Annotated in this window: 13 protein-coding genes; 6 read left to right on the top strand and 7 right to left on the bottom strand. The window is 67.7% G+C overall.

The window, feature by feature from the left end:
• Window positions 1-108: 108 nt before the first annotated feature.
• The gene (locus tag ACVILH_RS13025) at window positions 109-984 is read right to left on the bottom strand and encodes a dihydrodipicolinate synthase family protein (RefSeq protein ID WP_456713242.1); all 876 of its coding nucleotides are present in this window, start codon (window positions 982-984) and stop codon (window positions 109-111) included.
• A gap of 114 nt (window positions 985-1,098) precedes the next feature.
• On the opposite strand from ACVILH_RS13025, the gene ACVILH_RS13020 reads away from it, so the two are divergent.
• The 3 genes from ACVILH_RS13020 (at window position 1,099) to ACVILH_RS13010 (ending at window position 3,711) form a co-directional block, all read left to right on the top strand.
• Window positions 1,099-1,407, top strand: a complete 309-nt coding sequence (locus ACVILH_RS13020; protein ID WP_456713241.1) for a hypothetical protein — start codon at window positions 1,099-1,101, stop codon at window positions 1,405-1,407.
• Entirely contained in the window at window positions 1,404-2,474 is a 1,071-nt protein-coding gene (locus ACVILH_RS13015) for a DnaJ domain-containing protein (protein ID WP_456713240.1), read from the top strand. The genes ACVILH_RS13020 and ACVILH_RS13015 overlap by 4 nt, the downstream gene beginning before the upstream one ends.
• Window positions 2,475-2,577: 103 nt before the next feature.
• Window positions 2,578-3,711, top strand: coding sequence for a diguanylate cyclase domain-containing protein (locus ACVILH_RS13010; protein ID WP_456713239.1), 1,134 nt, complete (start codon window positions 2,578-2,580; stop codon window positions 3,709-3,711).
• Window positions 3,712-3,723: 12 nt separating this feature from the next.
• On the opposite strand, the gene ACVILH_RS13005 is transcribed toward ACVILH_RS13010, so the two are convergent.
• Together ACVILH_RS13005 and ACVILH_RS13000 are read right to left on the bottom strand one after the other, a co-directional pair.
• Complete coding sequence (locus ACVILH_RS13005; protein ID WP_456713238.1) at window positions 3,724-4,653, bottom strand: CobW family GTP-binding protein; 930 nt, start codon at window positions 4,651-4,653, stop codon at window positions 3,724-3,726.
• Complete coding sequence (locus tag ACVILH_RS13000; RefSeq protein WP_456713237.1) at window positions 4,650-6,143, bottom strand: amidohydrolase family protein; 1,494 nt, start codon at window positions 6,141-6,143, stop codon at window positions 4,650-4,652. The genes ACVILH_RS13005 and ACVILH_RS13000 overlap by 4 nt, the downstream gene beginning before the upstream one ends.
• A gap of 190 nt (window positions 6,144-6,333) precedes the next feature.
• On the opposite strand from ACVILH_RS13000, the gene ggt reads away from it, so the two are divergent.
• Window positions 6,334-8,007, top strand: coding sequence for a gamma-glutamyltransferase (ggt, locus tag ACVILH_RS12995; protein ID WP_456713236.1), 1,674 nt, complete (start codon window positions 6,334-6,336; stop codon window positions 8,005-8,007).
• 3 nt (window positions 8,008-8,010) lie between these two features.
• Here ggt and ACVILH_RS12990 read toward each other — a convergent pair whose 3' ends face one another.
• From ACVILH_RS12990 to ACVILH_RS12975, 4 genes are all read right to left on the bottom strand, one after another.
• Window positions 8,011-9,561 carry a GMC family oxidoreductase gene (locus tag ACVILH_RS12990; protein ID WP_456713235.1) on the bottom strand — a complete coding sequence of 517 codons (1,551 nt, stop codon included), beginning with the start codon at window positions 9,559-9,561 and terminating at the stop codon, window positions 8,011-8,013.
• An 85-nt stretch (window positions 9,562-9,646) separates the two neighbouring features.
• The gene (locus ACVILH_RS12985; RefSeq protein WP_456713234.1) at window positions 9,647-10,981 is read right to left on the bottom strand and encodes an acyclic terpene utilization AtuA family protein; all 1,335 of its coding nucleotides are present in this window, start codon (window positions 10,979-10,981) and stop codon (window positions 9,647-9,649) included.
• A 79-nt stretch (window positions 10,982-11,060) separates the two neighbouring features.
• Complete coding sequence (locus ACVILH_RS12980) at window positions 11,061-12,194, bottom strand: diguanylate cyclase domain-containing protein (RefSeq protein ID WP_456713233.1); 1,134 nt, start codon at window positions 12,192-12,194, stop codon at window positions 11,061-11,063.
• A gap of 144 nt (window positions 12,195-12,338) precedes the next feature.
• Window positions 12,339-13,172, bottom strand: a complete 834-nt coding sequence (locus ACVILH_RS12975; protein ID WP_456713232.1) for an SDR family oxidoreductase — start codon at window positions 13,170-13,172, stop codon at window positions 12,339-12,341.
• Window positions 13,173-13,298: 126 nt separating this feature from the next.
• On the opposite strand from ACVILH_RS12975, the gene xylB reads away from it, so the two are divergent.
• Both xylB and ACVILH_RS12965 read left to right on the top strand, forming a co-directional pair.
• Window positions 13,299-14,741: a xylulokinase gene (gene xylB, locus ACVILH_RS12970; RefSeq protein WP_456713231.1), complete on the top strand. Its 1,443-nt coding sequence runs from the start codon at window positions 13,299-13,301 to the stop codon at window positions 14,739-14,741.
• 163 nt (window positions 14,742-14,904) lie between these two features.
• Window positions 14,905-16,428, top strand: coding sequence for a sugar ABC transporter ATP-binding protein (locus ACVILH_RS12965; protein WP_456713230.1), 1,524 nt, complete (start codon window positions 14,905-14,907; stop codon window positions 16,426-16,428).
• Window positions 16,429-16,478 lie beyond the last annotated feature (50 nt).

The raw sequence follows: 16,478 nt of genomic DNA, 5'->3' as shown, positions 1-16,478 counted from the left end.
TTTTAGCGGATTTGCTGCCCGACACAACCACCGCCCGTCATTCCGGGGCGCGCAGCGCGAGCCCGGAATGACGATGGAGAAAGCGGGGCAAAAGCAGCCACCCGAGTCTCACCCCAGGTCGCGCAAGACCTCTTCCACGACCTTGCGCTGCTCTGAGGTCAGCGCAGCCTGCGGCGGCACGGGATCGCCGACGTCGTAGCCCTGGATCGAGAGCCCTGCCTTGATGCAGGCGGCGAGGTTGAAGCGGGCGAAGGCCTCGTTGACGCGCCACAGCTTCTTCTGCAGCATCATCGCATCGTCCCAGCATGACGCCATGCAGAGATTGTAAAGCTCGACGCTCTGCCGCGGGATGATGCAGGCGGGGCCGGCCATCCAGCCATGGCCGCCGATCATCATCACCGCCGCCGGAATGTGCGACGAGGCCGCGAACACCTTGATGGCATCGCCGCAGCGATTGATGATCGAGAGCAGCCGCCCGGTGTTGGTCGAGGCATCCTTGATGTAGTTGATGCGCGGATGCTCCGCGAGCCGGGCGATCACGTCGAGCGACAGGTCGGAGCGCTGGAACTGCGGGTTGGTGTAGATCACCACGGGAACGTCGACCGCGTCGGCGATCGCACGGAAATAGGCCTCCACCCCGGCATCGCTGACCGGAAAATAGGCTTCGAGCACGGCCAGGATGCCATCCGAGCCGCGCTTCTCGTAAGCCCGGGCCTGCGCCACGGCATCGGCGATCGCGGTCGAGGCCACTCCGGCAATGACGGGAACACGGCCCTGCGCAGCATCAATGGTCGTCTCGACAACGGTCATGCGCTGGGCGCGGTCGAGATAGGCGAACTCGCCGGTCGAGCCGAGCGGCGTCAGCCCATGCACGCCGGCATGGATCAGGTCGTCACAGAGCCGCCCCAGCACGTCGGTGCGGATCACGCCGTCGGCGCTGATGGGCGAGGCGAGATAGGGAAAGACACCATGAAAATCAGTCATGCAGCCGGGTATAGCGGCCGGCCCGGCTCGTCCGCAAGCCGGGCACCGCGCGGCCCGGCCTAGGGGCAAGCGCGAGGCACGGTCGGCGGAACTCACGACAACAATGACAAGACGATGAGTTCAGCCCCCGGCGTTAAACGCTGCTTCAAACTTTTTCTTCACCATAGCCAGAGATCCTCGGGCGGACGCGATGAGTTCCTGACGATGCAATCCAAGATTGCGTCTCGCCCGGTCGAAGGTGCAGGCGTGATGGCTCCAATCGCGGCAAAAATGGCTACGGACTTCGCCATTTTCAGTCATTTTTCCGCCGAATTAGACGGCTATTGTGCCAAGTGGAAAGAGTTAGTTCGAGTGCTCCAGCGTAAATTCGCCGTAGGAATTTCGATCGGAGACGAGGGAAGCCTGCAGCGAGTGCGACCATGAAGACGCTTTACGATTTACTCGGAGCTCTTCCGGACGATGACGCTGAGGACATCCGGGCCGCCTTCCGCAAGGCGGTCAAAGAGAGTCATCCGGATATCAATCCCGGAGACCCCGACGCCGCGCTGCGGTTTCGCCAGATCATCCGCGCCAACGACATCCTCGGCGACAAGGAGCAGCGCACGGCCTACGACCGCCTGCTCGGCGCTGCGCATGAGGAGGAACGGCAGGAGTCCAAGATCGCCGTCGCCGCCAAGGTGCACAAGGTCGCCTCCGGCGTCATGGCGCTGGCCGGCGCTTCCGCGGTGGCGCTGACGGGCTATTTGCTGTTCACGCACATGTCCGCGGCGTCCGTTGCGCAGCTCAAGCCGATCGTGGTCGCGACCAACAAGGTCAAGCCGACCGAGGTGCCTGCCAATCCGATCGAGAGCGCGGCCGCCGCGACCACGGTTGGCGAAGCGCCGTCGGCGACCGCAAGCGATACGCCGGCTCCTGTCACGAAGGCCAATGCGCCGGCCGAGCCGCTGCCGCTGCGGGTCAGCAAGGTCGACGCGGTCTATTCGGCCGAGCAGGACACCCCCGCCTGCGGCCAGGCCACGCCCTGCCCATCGGACGCAGCGCAGCCCGGCGGCACGGCGTCGAACGACGCCCGCGCGCTGCACGATCGCGGCATGGCATCGTTCCAGAAGGGCGACCTCGCCGCTGCGCTGACCGATCTCGACGCGGCGATCCAGCTCGATCCGCGCTACCAGGAAGCCTATATCGACCGCGGCATCGTGTTCTACCGGATGCGCAAGTTCGACCGCGCCTTCGCCGACGTCGCCGCCGCCAAGCGGATCGACAAGACCAACCGGGCGGTGCTGGATGCGATGGCCAAGCGCCAGCCGCTGCGGCCGTTGAAGCTTGAGCCGCCCAAGGTCGATGCAAGTGCAAGGATCGATGCTCGGGTCGAGGCCAAGATCGAGGCGAAGCCCGAGGCCCCGAAGGTCGCCACTGCGGCGCCGCTGCCGGCGCGGCTGTCGACGGCGACCCCGATCTACGCCATTGGCGATCCCAGCCGCGCGCCATGAACGTTCATGCGCGATTGACGAAGATTTAAGGTAACCGCGAACCCCCGCCGCGCGAATCGTCATCAGCCATCAACTGTTAGGAAAGGTGTCCCATGGTGGTGTCATGGGACAGGGGCTGCTTTCCACATTCATCCATCCGAACCCGGCGATCCGGCGCGAGCTGGTCGACCTGCTATACACGTCCTTGCCGCAGGTGATGTCGATCAACGCGGCGGCGATCACGGGATCGGTCACGCTCGCGGTCATCAATCGCGACCCCGGCTACATCGCGATCGCCTGCGCGATCATCGTCAACGCCATCGGCCGCGTCGTGAGCCTGCTGCGCTACCAGCAGCATGCGGCGCGCCTGTCCGACCGCGACGTGATCCTGTGGGAGAAGGTCTATGCGGCCGGCGCGACCGCGTTCGGCCTCGCGCTCGGCGCCCTGACGTTTCGCGCATTTCAGCTCAACGATGCTCCGGGCGCGTGGATCGCCTTCGGCCTGTCGATGTCCTATTGCGTCGGCATGGTCTCGCGCGCGGCGATCCGCCCCTGGGTCGTGCTGACGGCCACGGCCGTGCTGTTCGCGCCGACGCTGGTCGCGGGATTGATGCGTCCCGAGCTGCCCTATCAGCTCGGCGCCGCCATGCTGGTGCTGTTCTGGTTCTCGATCCGTGAAGCGTCGCGCCATCTCAGCACCGCCTTCATCGAGCGGCTCGAAGCCAAGCACGCGCTCGCGCGCCAGGCCCACCACGACTTCCTGACCGGGCTGCCGAACCGCGCGGCGTTCCTCGCTGCGCTGGAAGGCGCAACCGGCAGCGTCGCCATCATCGCCATCGATCTCGACGGCTTCAAGCCGGTCAACGACCGCCACGGTCATCACGCCGGCGACGACCTGCTGCGCCAGGTCGCAGGCCGGCTGTCGAGCTGCGTCGGATCGGACGGTCTCGCCGCGCGTTTCGGCGGTGACGAGTTCATGCTGCTGAAGCCGGTCGCGAGCGGCAGTGCGCGCGACGAGGCGCTTCAGCTCGCGCGCGAGGCTGTCCGCGCGCTGTCGATGCCGTTCCTGCTGTCCGATATTCCCGTCATCATCGGCGCCAGCGCCGGACTGCTCGTCAATGATCGCCCGCTTACGGACGACGCAGTCGACGAGCTGCTGCGCCAGGTCGACAGCGCGCTCTACGCCGCCAAGCGCGCCGGCGGTGGCGGCTGCACCTGGGTCGATTCCGACAGCGGCGCCTTGCGTCGGGCGGGCTGAGCTCCGCCGATCTCAGGACACGATCACGCCGCGCAGCAGCGCGTCGATCTCATCAGCATCGAGCTCGCCCTCGCGGCCGATCAACACCAGCTGCGCGGTCAGGCCATCGGGCGGCGCCACCGGCGATGCTGCGAGCGTGCCGCGCGTCGCGACCGACTGGAACAGGATCGGCTGGTTGGGGTGCTCCGTGAACAACAGCACGCCCTTGATGCGGAGCGTGCGCGGCGCGAGCCGGCCGATCACCTCCTGGAAGCGCGCCAGCGACAGCGGCGCCTGCGATGTCCATGTCACCGTCACGAACGGCTCGGCGGCGGCCGGGAGCTGCGGCGGCAACATCCGCGGCGTATCGATGTCGCGGCTGAACAGCAGGTCCGGCGCGACGACGCCTTGCGCGATCTCGAAGATCGCGGAGGACGGCTTGAAGCGGCCGACGATGGCGCGCGCCTGATCGAGCGCGGCGCGATCGAGCAGGTCCGCCTTCGTCAGCAGCACAAAGTCGGCGGCACGTAATTGCGAGCGCCAGAGCGCCTCCTCCGCAATCCCAGGATCGTCATGCAGCCGCTGCGGATCGACCAGGGTCACCACCGTCTCGAGCGGCGCGACCTTGAAGATCACGGGGTCCATCAGGTTGCGGATGATCTCGGCGGGATCGGAGATGCCCGAGGTCTCGATCGCGATCGCATCGGGCGCCGGGTCGCGCTTGATCACGGAGGAGAGCGTGCGCAAGAGGTCGCCCTGCAGCGAGCAGCAGATGCAGCCGTTCTTCAGACTGATCACCTCCTCGGTCACCGTGCCGAGCAGCTGCGCGTCGATATCGACCGCGCCGAAATCATTGACGATTGCGGCGATCCGCCGTCCGTCCGGATTGGCGAGCAAGTGATTGAGCAATGTCGTCTTGCCGGCGCCGAGGGCACCGGCGACGAGCAGGACGGGGACGATCACGACAGCAGGGGCCGGCGCACGGCGCGTCCCGGCCTTGCGTCGCGGACGAGATCACCATGGGCGATCACGGCCTGGCCGTTGACGAGCAGATGCTGCACGCCTTCGGAGGCCCGGTTCATGTTGAGGAAGTCGGCGCGATCACGCAGGCCTGCGAGATCGAGCACCGCGATATCCGCGTCGCAGCCGGCCTGCAGCCGGCCCTTCCTGCGCATCGCGGGCGTCGAGGTCTCCAGGATCTGCGCCGGGATCAGCGTGCATTTGGCGATGCCGTCCATCAGCGACACCGTGTTGCGGTCCAGCACCCATTCGCGCAGGAACTTCGTGAAGGTCGCCGACGAGCGCGGATGCGACACCGCATCGTCAGGCAGCGGCCAGGCGTCGCCGGTGTAGTCCGTGCCGTTGGACAGAATCCACGGCATCGCGTCCGAGGCGATCGCAGCGCCCGGAAACAGCACGGACACGTCGAGCAGGTCGCGATGGCGCTGGTTGACGGCGACGTCGAGGAAATGGATCAGCACCAGCGCGCCGGGATCCTCCTGCTGCCGCGCAAGTAGCTCGTCGCGGCTGCCGAGGCGATGCCGCTCGGCCACCATCTCGATCGCGTCATAGCCGGTGCCCATGCGCTGACAGAAGGCGGGATCGGCGAAGAAGCCGGCGCCGACGACGGTCGAGCCGGTGCCGTAGGGATAGGCTTCGGTCGTGACCTTCAGCCCCAGCTTCTGCGCGGTCTGCACCAGCTCGGCGCAGCGCTCGACGTCCTGCAGGCTGGTGCTGTTGAAATGGCAGATGTGCATGTGCGCGCCAGTCGAGCCGGCCAGGCCGATCAGCCGTGTATAGGCATCGACCGAGCTGCGCGGGTCGACGTTCGACATGTAGGCGATGTGGGTGTAGGTCGGCACGTCCTGCTTCGCCGCGAGGCTGCACAGCTCCGACAGCTCCTTCATGCCGGTGCCGGGCGCATAGGCGTTCGGAAAGGCGATGCCGAGGCCGCCCTGGTCGAGGGCCTGCTTCGTGCGCTCGACGATCTCCGCGGTCTCCGCCGGTGTCGCGACCTCCTCGACCCAGCGCTTGTCGCGCATCGCCTCGCCCATGCCACCGATGGTCGAGGCGGTCTGCTGCGTCGTCATCGTCGCGATGCGCGCGAACACCCAGCCCGCCGCGGCGCCGTAGTTCAGCGTGCGGCCGATCGCGGCCTGCTCATCATACCAGCGCGCCACCGGCAGCACACCGACCTCGAGCTCCAGCGTCGTGGTGACGCCGTCGAACGCCTGCATGCGGTCGGCCGGCAGCGACTGGCCGTGCGCGTGCAGATCAATGAAGCCGGGGACGACGGCGAGGCCCTTGGCCTCGATCACCTGATCGGCCGCCCCGCCCACATCGCCCACGGCGGCGATCGCGCCGTCCTTGATGGCGACATCGGCCGTGGCATCGAGCTTGGTTTCGGGGTCGAGCACGCGACCGCCGCGAATGATCAGATCGTAGTGAGGCATGAAATCAGCTGGGCTCGCGAAGTGGAACTGCTGGAAGCCCTAACACAGATGCGCCGCGATGAGAACGTGGCGGAAGAGATCGATGATGTCAGAGCCATGCGTGGCACACTTATCAGTTCGTCCCTGCGGCGGCGCTCTTCCCCTGACGCAACGGATCGGTCAGGATCGGGGGCGACAGAGGAGATCCCGAATGGCTTCGTCCAGCCAGCGCATCGCCCGCTTCACTTGCGAGAAGCAGCCTGCCACGGGCTCGCGCGGCATGGTGGTGGCCAACCATCCGCTCGCATCGAGCGCCGGCGCCGAGATGCTGATGCGCGACGGCAATGCGATCGACGCCGCCATCGCGGCGCTGTTCGCGCTCACCGTCGTCGAGCCGATGATGGTCGGCATTCTCGGCGGCGGGCTGTCGCACATCCGCCTGGCCGACGGTCGCCACATCGTGCTCGACGGCTTGAGCACCGCGCCGGGGCGCGCCAGCGTAGATATGTACGATCCGGTCTCGGACGAGATCGCGCTGGCGCGCGAGACGCGTGATCGGCGCAATGTCGTCGGGCCGCTGGCCGTTGCCGTGCCGGGCGCGCTGAAAGGCTGGTGCGAGGCGCTGGCGCGCTTCGGCCGGCTGCCGCTCGCCGAGGTGATGTCGCCAGCCATCCGGCTCGCCGAGCATGGCTTCATCGCGAGCCCCTATCTCACCGACTGCGTCCGACAGGTCGCGGGCGACCTCGCTCGCGACCCGCATTTGTCGGCGCTGTTCCTGCCCGGTGGCGAGCCGGTCAAGGCCGGCATGCGCGTGATCCAGGGCGACTACGCGACGACGCTGCGGCTGATCGCCGAGCGCGGACCGGACGCGCTCTACGGCGGACCGCTCGGCGACGCGCTCGCCAACTACATGGCTGGCCATGGCGGGCTGATCGATACGGCCGACCTCAAGGCCTATCGCGTGATCGAGCGCGAGCCCATTCGCGGCTCCTATCGCGGCACTGAAATCCTCGGCCCGCCGCCGCCCTCCTCCTCCGGAGTGCACATCGTGCAGATGCTCAACATTCTCGAAGGCTTCGATGTCGCAGCCCTCGGCTTCGGCTCCGTCGATGGGGCGCATCTGCTCGCCGAAGCGCTGAAGATCGCCTTCGCCGATCGCGCGGTCGCGACCGCCGATCCTGCTTTCGTCGACGTGCCGGTCGATCGCCTGACATCGAAGGCGTATGCGGCCGAGCGGCGCGCGGAGATCGACATGATCAGGGCCGGAACCTTCGGTCCCGGCCTGTCGCCGACGGAATCCGCCAACACCACGCATGTCACCGTGGCGGATGCGGAAGGAAACGTCGTGGCCTCGACGCAGACCATCAACGGGCTGTTCGGCGCCTGCGTGCAGATCCCCGGCACCGGCATGACCGCCAACAACTACATGTACAATTTCGATCCGCATCCCGGCCGCGCGCTGTCGATCGCGCCTGGCAAGCGCGTGTTCACGTCGATGGCGCCGATGATGGCGCTGCGCGACGGCAAATTGCGCTATGCGCTCGGCCTGCCCGGCGGCCTGCGCATCTTCCCTTCGGCGTTCCAGGCGCTGGTCAACCTGATCGACCATGGCATGTCGCTGCAGGAAGCGGTGGAGGCGCCGCGGCTGTGGACGCAGGGCGGCGTGCTCGAGCTCGAGCCGGGCTTTCCCGATGATCTGGCGCAGGCGCTGGCCGCGCGCGGCCATGAGATCAAGCGCGAGCCGGTCGTCGCCGGTGGCATGAACGCGATCGCGTTCGGCGACGACGGCACGATGACGGGCGCCGCGTGCTGGCGCGCCGACGGCACGCCGATCGCGATCTCCGGCGGCCGCGCCCGCGCCGGCCTCCGCTTCGCGATCGCCTAAGGCTTACGCGGTCTTCCGCATCATGCGCGCGATCGCCTCGCCGATCACCACCGTGGTGAAATGCGTGTTGGCGCGGCAGTCGGACGGCATGATCGAGGCGTCGGCGACGCGCAGGCCGGCGATGCCCTTCACCGTGCCGTCTGGATTGACCACGCCATTTGGATCATTGAAGCCGGTCATGCGGCAGGTGCCTGCGGCATGCTGGATGTCGCCCGTGATCTGGCGCAACAGTGCATCGAGCTCGGTATCCGGCAGCGCGGCCGCCTGCGGCAGCGTGAGCTGGGTATCACCTAACCGGATCCAATCCGCGATGCCTTGCAGCGCCGGCTGCACCGTGATCACGGCCAGCCGCTTCACCGCGTCCCGCATCCGCGCGATGTCCCTGACATCGGCGAGCATGTTCTCCTCGACGACCGGATCGACGGTCGGATCGGTCGAGGCCAGCTTCAACGTGCCGCGCGAGAACGCGTTGAACAGGCCGGCGCCGATCGCGCCGGGCACGCCGATGCCGCGGTGATTGAACGCGATCAGGATCATGTCGCGCTTGCCGCCATCGGCGAGCCCCGACGAATAGGTGACGCAGCAATTGGTGTGGCGCGTGTCGCGATCGGTCGGACGCAGCTCCTCGCGCAGTTGGATCGTGGTGCGGAACAGCGGATGATCGAAGAAGTGTCGGCCGACCGGGAGATCGCTGACGACGCCGATGCCCATGTCCTGCAAATCCGCAGCAGGGCCGATGCCGGAGCGCAGCAGGATCGCGGGGCTGTGAATCGCGCCGGCGCACAGCACGATCTCGCGCGCCGCGATCTCCTTGACGCCCTCGCCTTCGACATGGACGCCCACGCCAGTGACACGGCCATCGCTGATCAGCAGACGATCGACCAGCGCGCGTCCGCGGATCTCCAGATTGGCGCGGCCCCGCGCCGGCTCGAGATAGCCCTCGTTGGTGGAGATGCGGCGGCCGTTGCGGCTGTTGATCGGATAGCAGGCGACGCCCTCGCCGTCGGGCCCGTTGAGATCGTCGCACCAGGGATAGCCGGTCGCCAGCGCGGCATCGCGTAAGCCCCGATCGATCGGCCCCCATGCGTCCAGCGGCGCACGATAGACCGGCAGCGGTCCGCCGCGCCCATGCCCCTCCTGATCACCAAGCGCGAGATCATCCTCGATCACCGAGAACAGCGGCATGATCTCCTGCGCCGACCATCCCGTGCAGCCATTGGCCGCCCATTCGTCGAACGCGTCGGCGACGCCGCGGATCGCGATCTGGCCGTTCATCATCGAGCTGCCGCCGAGCCCCTTGCCGCGCCAGTAGAAGCGCATCTCCTGCCCCGCCACGCGGCGCGACATCAGCTGCGGCCACTGCCATTTCTCCTGCAAGGCGCGATCATGAATGATCGGGATCGGGTTGGGCGTCGCGATCTCCCAGGGCACATCGGCCGCCCGCCAGTCGGCGCCGGCCTCGAGCAGCAGCACCCGCCGGTCGCGATCCTCGGACAGGCGCGCCGCGACGGCCGCGCCCGCAGAGCCGCCGCCGACCACAATGACGTCATACATCGATTGAATTCCCACAGCTCGCGTTCGTCGCAATCATGGGCGGCAGCTTGCGCCAGCGACGGCGATCCGTGAAGTCCTGGAAAACTCAAGCCACCAGCATGCCAATGCAGGGCTTCGCCGCAGTCTCGGGCACGAGGCAGGACGCCACGGCGATCACCTCGCGCGCCGATTTCCAGGCGCCGCCGCCGCCGGCCGGACCGTTGGTGTAGAGCGTCTCGACCTCGTTGCCGATCCTGACCGCCTCGGCCATCGTCTCCGTGCGCCCCGCGACGCGAACGCGCACCTCATAGGGTTCGGCGCCTGTAGCGCGCGCGTCGCCATGCAGCGCATTGAGCCCGATCAGGTCACAGCGCAGCTCGTTCACCACGACGCCGGTCAGCGCCAGCCGCTCGCGCACGATGTCGAGCGCGAGGCGACCCCGCGCGACCGCGCCGGGCCCGGCATAGGAGATCTGGCCTTCGCCGACATACGAATCGAGATAGCCGACGGAGGTCTTCAGCATACCGGTCTTGGGTTTGCCGCGCCCCCCCACCACTCTCACCCGATCGGGGCCGAGCTCCTCGACGGCGACGCGCGAAAAATCCGCCACCACGTCGGGCTGGAAATACTGGGTGGGATCGTGGATCTCATACAGCAACTGCTCCTTCACCGTCGCTGCGGTGACGCAGCCTCCGGAGCCCGCAACCTTGGTCACGACCAGCGCGCCATCCTCGCGCACCTCGCCGATGGGGAAGCCGAGACGGGCGAGATCGGGCACGTCCTTCACGCCGGGATCGGCGAAATAGCCGCCGGTGATCTGGCCGGCGCATTCGAGCAGATGGCCGACGACGGTGCCCTGCCCGAGCCGGTCCCAATCATCCCAGGCCCAGCCGAACTCATGGATCAGCGGCCCGAGAAACAGCGCCGGATCGGCGGCGCGGCCGGTGATCACGACATCGGCGCCGGCGGCGAGCGCCTCGGCGATCCCGCGCGCGCCTACATAGGCGTTCGCCGAGACGATGCGGTTGCCGAGGCCCGCGACCGTGTCGCCAGTGTCGAGCGCAGCATCGCTCGTCTTCAGCCGCTCCAGCACGTCGTCGCCGGTGACGGCGGCGATCTTGAGCCCGGCAAACCCGAGCTTGCGCGCGATCGCGCGGGTGGCCTCTGCGGCCGCGGGCGGATTGGCCGCGCCCATGTTGGTGACGATGCGGATGTTGTTGGCGCGGCAGATCGGCAGCACCGCCTGCATGCGCGAGGCGAGCAGAGGGTCATACCCCGCAGCGGGGTCTTTCAGACGCGCCTGCTGCGCCAGCGCGATGGTACGCTCGGCGAGGCATTCGAACACCAGATAGTTGAGTGCGCCCTTCTCGGTGAGCTCGACCGCGGGTTCGATGCGGTCGCCGGCATAGCCGGCGCCGGCGCCGATCCTGATGCTGCGCACCGGCTGCTCCTCCCTGATCTCGATCCACTCTTATCAGCGGCAGGATAGCGGCCCGGCGCGGGCATCGCCAGAGCGCATGCTAGAGCAGCGAGTCGAACACGGCGAGCGGCGGCGCCGTCGGAGCCTGCGTCCACGTCGTCGCCATGGAGCTGTCCGCATCGGCCCAGCAGCAACGCTGGCCGCCGGCGCGCTTGGCGGCATAGAGCGCGCGATCGGCCTGGTCGAGCAGAGCTTCCGTTTCGCTCATCCGGTCCTCGGTGACCAGGATGCCGGCGCTCGCGCCGATCTGCACGCGTGCTCCGGCCAAGGTGAACGGCTGCGACAGCGCGGAGACAGCGGCCTCGGCAAGCGCCAGCGCCGCATGGCGTTCGGCGGCCGGCAACAGCAGCATGAACTCGTCGCCGCCGAACCGCGCCGCGACGCAGCCGTCGCCAAGACAATCCTGCAGCCGGGCACCGACCTGGCACAGCAGCGCGTCGCCGACCTGATGTCCGAAGCGATCATTGACGAGCTTGAAGCCGTCGAGATCGACCGCGATGATCCCGACGGGACGCTCGCAACGGCCGAGCGCGGCGATGAAGGCGGCGCGGTTCGGCATGCCGGTGAGATAATCGCGATGCGCCTGGCGCGCCAAGGCCTGCTGCGCCGTGATCCGCTCGGTGAATGCCGCCGTGAGCCGATAGGACGTGCCGCGCAAGGTGATCCAGAACAGCACGATCATGCCGGCGCCCATGCGATACACAGGCTCGGGCTGCATCAGGCAGGCGATGACGGTCGGGATCAGCAGCACGGCGGACGAGGTCATCACGATCCACGGGCTGACGCGCGACACGATGCCGACGCAGAACGCCATCGACAGCCCGAAGCACATCCAGATGCCCGGACCATCGCCGATCTGGAATGCGCGCGCCGACAAGGCGCCGACGGCGAGGCCGAAGGCGGCTGCGCCGAGGCCGTAGAGACGCTCCCAGCGAATGATGGCCTCATGATCGAGCCGGTCGAACCGCGCGGCGAACATCAACAGCTTGACGACGCGCAACGCGCCGATGACGAGCAGCGCAGCCGTGATGACGGCATAGCCCGGGTCGCGCGCGACCCAGGCCATCACGCTGCCGATGACGACGGCGGCCGCCGAAATCGTCCCGACCAGCGGCATCGAGCTGTACAGCAGATGCGCGAGCTCGCGACGAATCTCCGGGTCCAATCGTTGCATCGCCAATCCACTTCACGAATTGCGCGCACTATCGTACCCACGCCTTAACGAACTATCGCCGCTCCCGCGCGGCGCAGCCATGCAATGCGGATGCTTAACGGATCGTCACCAGGAGGCGCGCAGTTCGAGCCAAGCCAGTCGCGATCAGCTCGCCCAATTCTCGCGGAACTCGCCGAACAGGGTGATGCCGCCGCAGGCGTAGATCGTCTGCCCGGTGATGTAGCTCGCCTCTGATGAGGCCAGGAAGGCGAACACGCCGGCGATCTCCTCGGGGCTCGCGACGCGCCCCATCGGGATGTGCGATTCGACCGCCGCCCGCTTCACCGGATCGTCGGTCCAGGCTGCGTTGATCGGCGTATCCACGGCGCCCGGCCCGACTGAATTCACCCGAATGCCACGCCCGGCAAATTCCAGCGCCAGCGTCCGCGTCAGGCCGGCCATCGCGCTCTTGCTGATCGAATAAGCGAGATAGCCGGGCTTCGGGATGATCTGGTGCACGCTCGACGTATTGATGATGTTGCCGCCGCCGCGCGCGACGAAGTGCGCCAGCGCATGGCGCGCGCACAGCACGGCGCCGTTGAGATTGACCTCGAGAATGGCGCGATAGGCGTCGACGTCGAGCGCCTCGCTCGGCGACTCCCGCTGGAAGCCGGCATTGTTGACGAGGCAGTCGAGCCGCGGCCAGCGCGCCAGCACCGTCTCGAACATCGCGGCAATGTCGGACTCCACGCCGATGTCGGCCTTCACCGCGAAGTGATCGCGTGCCTCGTGTCCGCGCGCAAACGATGCCGCCCGCACCAGCGCCAGGGTCTCCTCTCCGGAGGACGACGGCCCGCCGAAATTGACCGCGACATGCGCGCCCTCCTCGGCAAAGCGCACCGCGATCGCGCGGCCGATGCCCTGCGCGGCGCCGGTCACCAGCGCGTATTGGCCGATGAGACGGGAGGCGCGTTCGGTCGATGGGGCGGATGGCTGCATGTCAAAGCTCCTCGGAATGATCTCGCTGTCATGCCTTGCGATGACTCGCGTTCGGATGACAAGGCTGGCGGGACTCTGATATCGCTCCACGCCGGATCCGTCACCGTGCCTGCGGCGTGAGGCGTCATGTATCTCGGCATCGATCTCGGCACCTCGGCCGTGAAGACCATTCTCGTCGACGACGCGCAGCGGGTGATCGCGAGCCGCAGCCAGGCGCTGAGCATCGACGTGCCGCGGCCCGGCTGGGCCGAGCAGGATCCTGCAGCCTGGATCGCTGCCGTGTTCGCGACGCTCGATGCACTGAAGGCCGATCATGGCCGCGAGCTGGCGCAGGTCGCTGGCATCGGGCTCTCAGGCCAGATGCATGGCCCGGTGCTGCTCGATACCCATCTCAAGCCATTGCGTCCGTGCATTCTCTGGAACGACGGCCGCTCGGCAGCCGCTTGCGCAGTGCTGGAACAGCGCTGGCCGGCGTTGCGGCAGATCACCGGCAACAAGGCGATGCCGGGCTTCGCCGCGCCGAAGCTGGTCTGGATCGCGGCCCACGAGCCCGAGATCTTTAGCGCCACACGCCTCGTGCTGCTGCCCAAGGCCTATGTCCGGCTGGTGCTGTCAGGCGAGGCGATCGAGGATATGTCGGACGCCTCCGGCTCGCTGTGGCTCGATGTCATCAGGCGCGACTGGTCGGACGAGGGGCTCGCCGCCACCGGCCTCACGCGCGGGCAGATGCCGCGCCTGGTCGAAGGCTGCGCGTCCGCCGGTCGATTGCGCGCCGATCTCGCGCAACGCTGGGGCATGACCAAACAGCCGGTCATCGCCGGCGGCGCGGGTGACAACCCAGCCGGCGCAATCGGCATCGGTGCTGTCAGGCCGGGCGCCACCTTCATTACGTTGGGCACATCTGGCGCCGTCATCACGCCGGTCGAGTCGGTCACGGCCAATCCCGAACGCGTGGTTCACACCTTCTGTCATGCGATCCCGGCGCTCTGGCTGCAGGCCGGCGCGATGCTGTCGGCCGCCTCGTGTCTCGCCTGGATCGCGCGGCTGCTCGGCGCCAGCGAAGCCGAGTTGCTGGCGCCGCTGGGCCATGCTCCGTCAGCGCCATCTCCGGTCAGCTTCCTGCCCTACCTCGCCGGCGAGCGCACACCGCATGACGATCCCGATGTGCGCGGCCTGCTCGATGGCTTGAGCCATGCGACCGATCGCAACGCGATCGTGCAGGCCGTGCTCGAAGGCGTCGCCTTCGCGCTGGCCGATTGTCGTGACGCATTGACCGACACCGGTCTCGTGATTGCCGAAGCGGATGCGATCGGCGGCGGCTCGCGCTCCGACCTCTGGCTCGCGATCCTGGCGAACGTCCTCAACATCCCGATCCATCGGCTGGCGGAGGGCGAGACTGGCGCTGCCTTCGGCGCCGCGCGGCTGGCGCGTCTCGCCGTCACAGGCGAGGGGATCGCTGATGTCTGCACGCCGCCGGCCCGCGTGCGGACCTTCGCGCCGAGCGTTGCGCTCGCGGCCGATTATGCCGAGCGGTTGCCGCGCTGGCGCAGCCTCTATCGCCGGCCCTAGGAGCCGGCGCGCAGGCACGGCCTCTCGCGGCGACGCGTTGCGGCGTCCGATCTTTCATTCCGGTCTTTCATATTGTATTCGGCAACAGCCTCTAGTTTAATGGCGTCCCCGCGCCGACATCAACGAGCCGCGGGAGATAAGACGGCGTGCGTTGGGAGGCACGATGAACGGTCCGATCCTCGAGATGCGCGGGGTGTCGAAGTCATTCTTCACCATCAAGGCCCTGCAGAAGGTCGACCTCACCGTCTATGCCGGCGAAGTGCATGCGCTGATGGGCGAAAACGGCGCCGGCAAATCCACCCTGATGAAGATCCTCTCCGGCGCCTACCGCCCCGATCCCGGCGGCGAGATCCGCATCGACGGCCAGGTGGCGCGCATCGAGGGGCCGATGGGCGGCCGCAACGCCGGCATCGCGATCATCTACCAGGAGTTGTCGCTGGCGCCGAACTTGACGGTCGCCGAAAACATCTATCTCGGACGCGAGCTGTCGCAATCGGGCCTGCTCGCGCGCAACGCGATGCGCGAGGCCGTCGGGCCGATCCTGCAGCGGCTCGGCGCCGATTTCTCGGCATCGACGCTGGTCGCGGATTTGTCGATGGGACAGCGCCAGCTGGTCGAGATCGCTCGCGCGCTGCATGCGCGCTCCAAGATCCTGATCATGGACGAGCCTACGACGTCGCTGTCCGCCGGCGAAAGCGAGAAGCTGTTCGCGCTGATCCGCCAGCTGCGCAGCGAGGGCCTCGCGATCATCTACATCTCGCACCGCATGGACGAGGTCTATGCGCTCGGCGACCGCGTCACCGTGCTGCGTGACGGCCGCCTGGTCGGCTCGCTCGATAGACCGGAGATCCGCGCCGACAGCATCGTCCGCATGATGGTCGGCCGCGATGTCTCGTCGTTCTACAAGAAGGATCACGACCCGCACGCCAAGCGCGACCGCGCCGTGCTCACGGCCGTCGAGCTCGGCGACGGCCATCGCGTCAAGGGCTGCTCGCTCACGGTGCATGCGGGAGAGGTCGTCGGCCTCGCCGGGCTGATCGGCGCGGGGCGCACCGAGCTTGCGCATCTCATCATCGGCGCGACGCCCAAGACCACCGGGCATGTCGAGCTCGACGGCGAGCGCATCGAGATCGCCACGCCGCGCGATGCGCTCGATGCCGGCATCGCCTATCTCACCGAGGATCGCAAGGCGCTCGGCCTGTTCCTCGACATGTCCTGCGCCGACAACATCAACCTCGCGGTGATCGGCCGCGACGCCAGGCTCGGCGGCATCCTCGATCGCGACAAAGCACGGACGCGAGCGGCCGAGGCATTCAGCGCGCTCGGCATCCGCGCGCCCAATCCCGGCGTCACCGTCGGCGGTCTCTCCGGCGGCAATCAGCAGAAGGTGCTGCTGTCGCGGCTGCTCGCGACCGCGCCGAAGGTCTTGATCCTCGACGAGCCGACACGTGGCGTCGATGTCGGCGCCAAGTCCGAGATCTATTCGATCATCGACAATCTCGCCAAGGCGGGCACCGCGATCCTGGTGATCTCGTCCGACCTGCCGGAGATCCTCGGCATCTGCGACCGCGTGCTGGTCATGCGCGAGGGCCATCTCGCCGGCGAGCTGCAGCAGAGCACGGCATCACCCATCACCCAGGAAGACATCATGGCGTTGGCCACCGGGACGGAGCACGTCGATGCCTGACAACAGTTCGGTGCAAGCCAAGCCCGCGGCAGCCCAAGAAAAGCCCGCGG

The sequence above is a fragment of the Bradyrhizobium sp. USDA 4353 genome, assembly GCF_054063215.1.
This window is presented reverse-complemented; position numbering and strand designations above follow the sequence as displayed.

What these genes read in the sequence shown, in the direction of transcription:
- ACVILH_RS12980 (WP_456713233.1), bottom strand. Translation starts at nt 12,194, where the DNA reads ATGCAACGATTGGACCCGGAGATTCGTCGCGAGCTCGCGCATCTGCTG.
- ACVILH_RS13025 (WP_456713242.1), bottom strand. Translation starts at nt 984, where the DNA reads ATGACTGATTTTCATGGTGTCTTTCCCTATCTCGCCTCGCCCATCAGC.
- ggt (WP_456713236.1), top strand. Translation starts at nt 6,334, where the DNA reads ATGGCTTCGTCCAGCCAGCGCATCGCCCGCTTCACTTGCGAGAAGCAG.
- ACVILH_RS12975 (WP_456713232.1), bottom strand. Translation starts at nt 13,172, where the DNA reads ATGCAGCCATCCGCCCCATCGACCGAACGCGCCTCCCGTCTCATCGGC.
- ACVILH_RS13010 (WP_456713239.1), top strand. Translation starts at nt 2,578, where the DNA reads ATGGGACAGGGGCTGCTTTCCACATTCATCCATCCGAACCCGGCGATC.
- ACVILH_RS12990 (WP_456713235.1), bottom strand. Translation starts at nt 9,561, where the DNA reads ATGTATGACGTCATTGTGGTCGGCGGCGGCTCTGCGGGCGCGGCCGTC.
- ACVILH_RS13015 (WP_456713240.1), top strand. Translation starts at nt 1,404, where the DNA reads ATGAAGACGCTTTACGATTTACTCGGAGCTCTTCCGGACGATGACGCT.
- ACVILH_RS13000 (WP_456713237.1), bottom strand. Translation starts at nt 6,143, where the DNA reads ATGCCTCACTACGATCTGATCATTCGCGGCGGTCGCGTGCTCGACCCC.
- ACVILH_RS12965 (WP_456713230.1), top strand. Translation starts at nt 14,905, where the DNA reads ATGAACGGTCCGATCCTCGAGATGCGCGGGGTGTCGAAGTCATTCTTC.
- ACVILH_RS13020 (WP_456713241.1), top strand. Translation starts at nt 1,099, where the DNA reads ATGAGTTCAGCCCCCGGCGTTAAACGCTGCTTCAAACTTTTTCTTCAC.
- xylB (WP_456713231.1), top strand. Translation starts at nt 13,299, where the DNA reads ATGTATCTCGGCATCGATCTCGGCACCTCGGCCGTGAAGACCATTCTC.